Below are 5,293 nucleotides of genomic sequence, written 5' to 3'. Positions count from 1 at the left end.
ACATTGACGCCGCATTCAAGCAGGTCGTTGGACATGCACTTGGTCATCTGCGCCACACCGCCCTTAGCCGCAGAATAGGCGACGACGTTCTGTCCGCCGAAGAAAGAGGACATGGACGAAACGGTGATAATCTTGCCGTAGCCCTTCTTGACCATGATCTTCGCAGCCTGCTGGCACATAATGAACTGGCTTGTAAGGTTGACTGCAATCACATCATCCCAATCGCTCATCGGGAACTTGTCGGAGCGGCAGCGGCGCTGAATACCGTGCGCGGTGACGATGATATCCAGATCGCCGCCGAGTTTTTCCACCGCTTCGTCAAACGCACGGTAGCACTCCTCGCGCTCGCCGAGGTCGGCCTGCACGCTGAAGCACTTGAAGCCCTTTGCACAGAATTCCTCCGCAGAGGTGTGTACGCGGGCAGACGAACCAATAATAACAACTTCGCAACCGGCCTCCAGCAGGCCTTCGGCCATGCCGTGACCCAGTCCGCGGGTGCCGCCGGTAACGATGGCCTTGCGGCCGGTGATATCAAAAAGCGGGTGTACCATAATTACATATCCTCCTCATCGAATACAATAACCATTTTTTTGACAGACGGATCGGGATGCTCAATCTTATCCAAGACCTCTCCCACTTTGCTGAAGGGAATAAAATGCGTGGCAATGCCGTCCAGATTGACCGCATGCTTTTCAAACAGTTTGATGGTCGGCTCAAACTGATAGGCCGACATGCGGGAACCAATCAGATCGAGTTCACGCTGGTCAATCATCGCAGAAGAAATCTGCTCCGGCGCGGTGCAGAAGCCGAGCGACACCACACGGCCGGCATTGGCCATAATGCCGTCTGCAAACAGGCTGGTCAGCGAGCCGGGGAAGCATGCGGAGTCAAATGCGCAGGTTACGCCGTGCCCTTCGGTAATTTGCTGCACACGCTGCACCAGGTCCTCTTTTTTGCTGTTGATGACATAATCGGCTCCGTATTTTTTAGCGCGCTCCAGCGAGGAATCGCTGATATCGCAGCAGATCACCGTCTTAACGCCCTTTGCTTTGCAGGTCTGGAGAATGATCGCGCCAATCGTGCCCGCGCCGAGAATCAGCACGGTGTCTTCGGGCACCACGCGGCCGCGGCCCGTGCAGTGTCCGCCGATGGCGAACGGCTCGATCAGCGCCGCGTCCTTCCACGGAATCTCCGGCGAGACGACATAGGTCTGATGCTCCGGCACGACGATATAATCACGCCAGCCGCCGTCAATGCTTGAACCGCGCGCACGGACATGCTCGCACACATTATATCGGCCGATTTTGCACTGGTAGCACTCCCCGCAGGCAACAACCAGGTCCAGCACAACATGGTCGCCCGGCTTTACTTTTGTCACCTTGGGACCGACCGCCTCCACAATGCCGGCATTCTCATGTCCAGGAATGCGCGGATAGGAAGCACAGGGATTCTCCCCCAGAAAATTATGCACGTCCGAACCGCACACGCCGCAGGCTTTCATTTTCACCAATACATCATAATCCCCTGTTGCCGCCGGCTTCGGTACTTCACGCACCTCAAACCGGTGAGGCGCGGTGATAACAACCTCTCTGCTGGTTTCCATTTTAATCCGTCTCCTTCTTTTCTCAAATTATCTTTCTGTTCTTCAAACCGCTCTATTACGGTGTTTGCAGCGAGCCGTCCCTGTTGCGCGTCTGCGTCCAGGTGGTAACCGTATTTTCGCACGGGTACTTGGCCGCTTCCTTTTCATCCAGGTCAACGCCGAGGCCGGGCTTATCGTTGGCATACACATAGCCGTCTCGGAACTCCGGCAGGCCGGGGAATACTTCAAGCAGCGCGCCGTGCGGGCCCTTCAGATCCTGAATGACAAAGTTGGGCGGTTCAATGCCCGACCACTCCTGTACGCCGAAATTAGGCGCCGCCAGGTCGATGTGGATATTCGCTGCGTGCGCCAGCGGCGACATATCGCCCGGTCCATGCCAGGCCGTGCGCACGCCGAACTGCTCGGCAAAGATGGCCAGCTTGCGCGCCGGCGTAATGCCGCCGATCTGGCTGATGTGGACGCGGATAAAATCAATCAGATGTTCTGCAATAATCTGCTTCCACTCGCGCGGGTTGTTGAACAGCTCGCCCTGCGCAATCGGGGTTGCGGTATGCTGCCGCAGCGTGCGCAGCCAGTCCAGCTGCTCCAGCGGCACAGGGTCTTCCAGGAAGAACAAATCGTACGGCTCCAGCGCGCGGGCCAGTTTGACCGCGTCAATCGGTGCGATGCGCTCATGCACATCATGCACCAGCTCCATCGTGTCCCCAATGCGGGCGCGGATGCCCTCAAACAGCTTGACCGTATCACGGATATACTGGTGCGCGTCCAGGTACACGCCGTCCGGCGCGCCCTGCGGAGCCGTGCCGGGCGCTGCGCCGTAACCGCCGCCGCCATAGCCGCCGCACTGGCAGCGGATGTGCGTAATACCCATATCGCGGAAGCGCGCAATATTATCGCAAATCTCCTCAACGTCGCGGCCGTCTGCATGGCGGTAAACCGGAATGCCTTCGCGGCACTTGCCACCGAACAGCTCGTAGCAGGGCATGTTCGCCAGTTTTCCCTTAATGTCCCACAGCGCCATATCCACGCCTGAAATCGCATTGTTCTCAATGCCGCCGTTGCGCCAATAAGCATTCTGGTGCATAAGCTGCCAAAGCTGCTCAATATTGTTCACCGGGCGGCCAATCAGCAGCGGTTTGAGGTAATTTTCCACCAGATGCTGCACCGTCAGATGCCGGTACGCCAGCGTCGCACAGCCCAGACCATACAGCCCCGGTTCGCTGGTTTCCACTTTAACCACAGCCAGATTGATGCCCTCTGGCGCCGTGCAGATGACGCGGATATCGCGGATCGTAATTGCCATTTTTATGCCCCTTTCACTTGTTATACAAGTCAAACTTTATCATAGTTTTGCAGGATATGCGCTTCCATCAGCGCCCGCGCCCGATTCGGGTTGCGCGCCTCAACCGCATCCAGTATCTGCGGGTGAAAAAACAGCGCGTGTCCTTCGCCGAAGCGCTGGGTCAGCTGCTCATGGTTGCGAACCGTCTGTGCAAATACTTCATGCAGGCTTTTAACCAGCAAATGATTGCCCGAAGCCTGGCAGAGCGCTTCGTGAAACGCCATATCACACCGGACAAATTCGCTCCATCGGCCGCTCAGTGCCGGCAGTTCCGCTGTTAGCTTTCTCATACGCTGCAAATCGCTTTCCGTTGCATTTTCAGCCGCAAGAGCCGCTGTTTCCGGCTCTAAAATGCGCCGGAATTCCAATACTGCCCGAATGTCCGCACAGTCGGCCGGCGTAATCTGGCTCGCTCCCGTCAGCAGGGTCTGCACTCTGTCATCCCGCAAAAAGGTGCCCTTGCCATGCACGCTTTCCAGCACACCCACGCCGATCAGCTGCTGAATCGCCACGCGCACGCTCGCTCTGCTGACCCCCAGCTGGGCAGTAAGCTGATTTTCTGAGGGAATTTTGCTGTTCAGCGGCCACTCCCCGCTTTCAATGTGCGCTGTCAGATACTGAACCACGCTCTCCGTTACATTGATACGGTCGGATTTCATGTTTCCCCTCCCAACTTGTCTGACAAGTTATGCTTTTATTATAATCCCTTTTCTTCTTCTGTCAAGGGACTTACTCCAATTTTCTGTTTTGCACAAGGGATTCCCCTCATTTTTTATATTTCTATATAAAAATGGCAGAAGCCCCTGCGGTTAAACCACAGGGACTTCCACCAAACTTTATGAAAAGAAAAGAGAGTGAATAGGAGTCAAAATAACGGTTTACTTGATACGAGCGATATCCTTGGCGAGCTGCTTCTTCATCTCGAGGTTGGACTGACGCGCGATCATGATGCGCTGCGCCTGCGGCGAGCCGGCGCCGTGCATGGACTCGGGCAGGTAGCCAACGGCTGCGGTGCCCATCGTCATGTTCTCAATCAGGCGGAGTACACGCATACGGTCTTCGGTCGGTACGCTTGCTACGCCGCGCAGGTACTTCTCGATGTAGTCGTGCGTTGCCGGATTGCGGTAGTCAGCCTCAGACGGCTGCGTTACCATGATGCCGCCCGCCAGATCCTGCGCCAGACGCGCAATCTCATACGGGAAGCGGGTTACGTTCTGCTTGCACACGTTCGCCAGCAGCAGGTCGATCAGGTAGTTGCCTGCCTTGGTCTTCGAACCCTGAGAAGAGCATGCAATGCCGCAGCAGTACAGCGTCTCATTCAGGTGGGTCATCTCAATGATCTTGTCCTTGACGTGGGATGCCTTGGAAGAACCAGCCATCTCGCCCGCCAGTACCGTCGCGCCGATCAGTACGTCGCCTACGCCGACCTTGCAGCCGCCATAAGACTGACGGTGATAGCCTGCAAAGCGCTCTACCATCATGCCGGCAAACTGCGTCTCGCCGTTCAGGAAGATCATGTTGTTCGGAATGAACACACGGTCAAAGATTACCAGTACTTCGTGGCCGCCGTAGACCTTGTTGCCTACGTCGATATCGTTGTACTCTTCGGTCTTGCGCGTATCGCAGGACTGACGGCCCAGAATCAGCGTGATGCCTTCTGCATCCGTCGGGCATGCAAACGAAATTGCATAGTCCTCGTCGCCTTCACGCATCGAGATCGTCGGCATTACCAGTACATAGTGGCTGTTCAGGTAGCCCGTCTGGTGTGCCTTCGCGCCCGTTACATATACGCCCTCCGGCGTGCGCTCTACTACATGTACGAACATGTCCGGATCCGCCTGCTTGGACGGGGACAGGCTGCGGTCGCCCTTGACGTCCGTCATCGCGCCGTCTACGCCCCAGTCATTGTTCTGTACGTCGGTCCAGAACTTCACAAAGTTATCAAAGTACTTCGTGCCGCACGCTTCGTCGGTCTCGTAAGTGGTCGAGTATACTGCGTTCGCAGCGTCCAGGCCTACGCAGCGCTGGAAGCAGGCTGCCGTCTTCTGGCCCAGCAGGCGCTGCATCTTTACCTTCTTGATCAGGTCGTCCGTCGACTGATGCAGGTGCGTGAAGCGGTTGATCTTCTTGCCCGTCAGGTTCGATGTCGCCGTCATCAGATCCTCATACTGCGGATCCTCTGCCAGCGCGTACGTTGCCGCAAACGAGTTCAGCGACGGACGTACTACCGGATCGTCTACTACATTCTCAATCTTCTGGCCCTGGCGGTACAGGTTCAGCTTCAGGCTCCGCAGCGATTCGATGTACTGCTCTCTTGTCATCATTTTGATACAGATCCTTTCTTTATG

Annotated in this window: 5 protein-coding genes; all 5 read right to left on the bottom strand. The window is 56.4% G+C overall.

Annotated features, from left to right (window positions below; all coding sequences use genetic code 11):
* A partial coding sequence (locus tag ACOYIE_RS09135; RefSeq protein WP_433412523.1) for an SDR family NAD(P)-dependent oxidoreductase occupies positions 1 to 551 on the bottom strand: 551 nt, incomplete at its 3' end.
* A 2-nt stretch (positions 552 to 553) separates the two neighbouring features.
* Complete coding sequence (locus tag ACOYIE_RS09130; protein ID WP_433412521.1) at positions 554 to 1,603, bottom strand: alcohol dehydrogenase catalytic domain-containing protein; 1,050 nt, start codon at positions 1,601 to 1,603, stop codon at positions 554 to 556.
* A gap of 55 nt (positions 1,604 to 1,658) precedes the next feature.
* Entirely contained in the window at positions 1,659 to 2,906 is a 1,248-nt protein-coding gene (locus tag ACOYIE_RS09125) for an enolase C-terminal domain-like protein (RefSeq protein ID WP_433412519.1), read from the bottom strand.
* A 29-nt stretch (positions 2,907 to 2,935) separates the two neighbouring features.
* Positions 2,936 to 3,604 (bottom strand): FadR/GntR family transcriptional regulator, encoded by a 669-nt coding sequence (locus tag ACOYIE_RS09120; protein WP_433412518.1) that lies wholly within the window; start codon positions 3,602 to 3,604, stop codon positions 2,936 to 2,938.
* 219 nt (positions 3,605 to 3,823) lie between these two features.
* Positions 3,824 to 5,269 (bottom strand): 4-hydroxyphenylacetate 3-hydroxylase family protein, encoded by a 1,446-nt coding sequence (locus tag ACOYIE_RS09115; protein ID WP_433412516.1) that lies wholly within the window; start codon positions 5,267 to 5,269, stop codon positions 3,824 to 3,826.
* Between the last annotated feature and the right edge of the window lie 24 nt (positions 5,270 to 5,293).

Origin of the sequence: Agathobaculum sp., assembly GCF_050946325.1 — a bacterium.
Lineage (GTDB): Bacteria > Bacillota > Clostridia > Oscillospirales > Butyricicoccaceae > Agathobaculum.
This window is presented reverse-complemented; position numbering and strand designations above follow the sequence as displayed.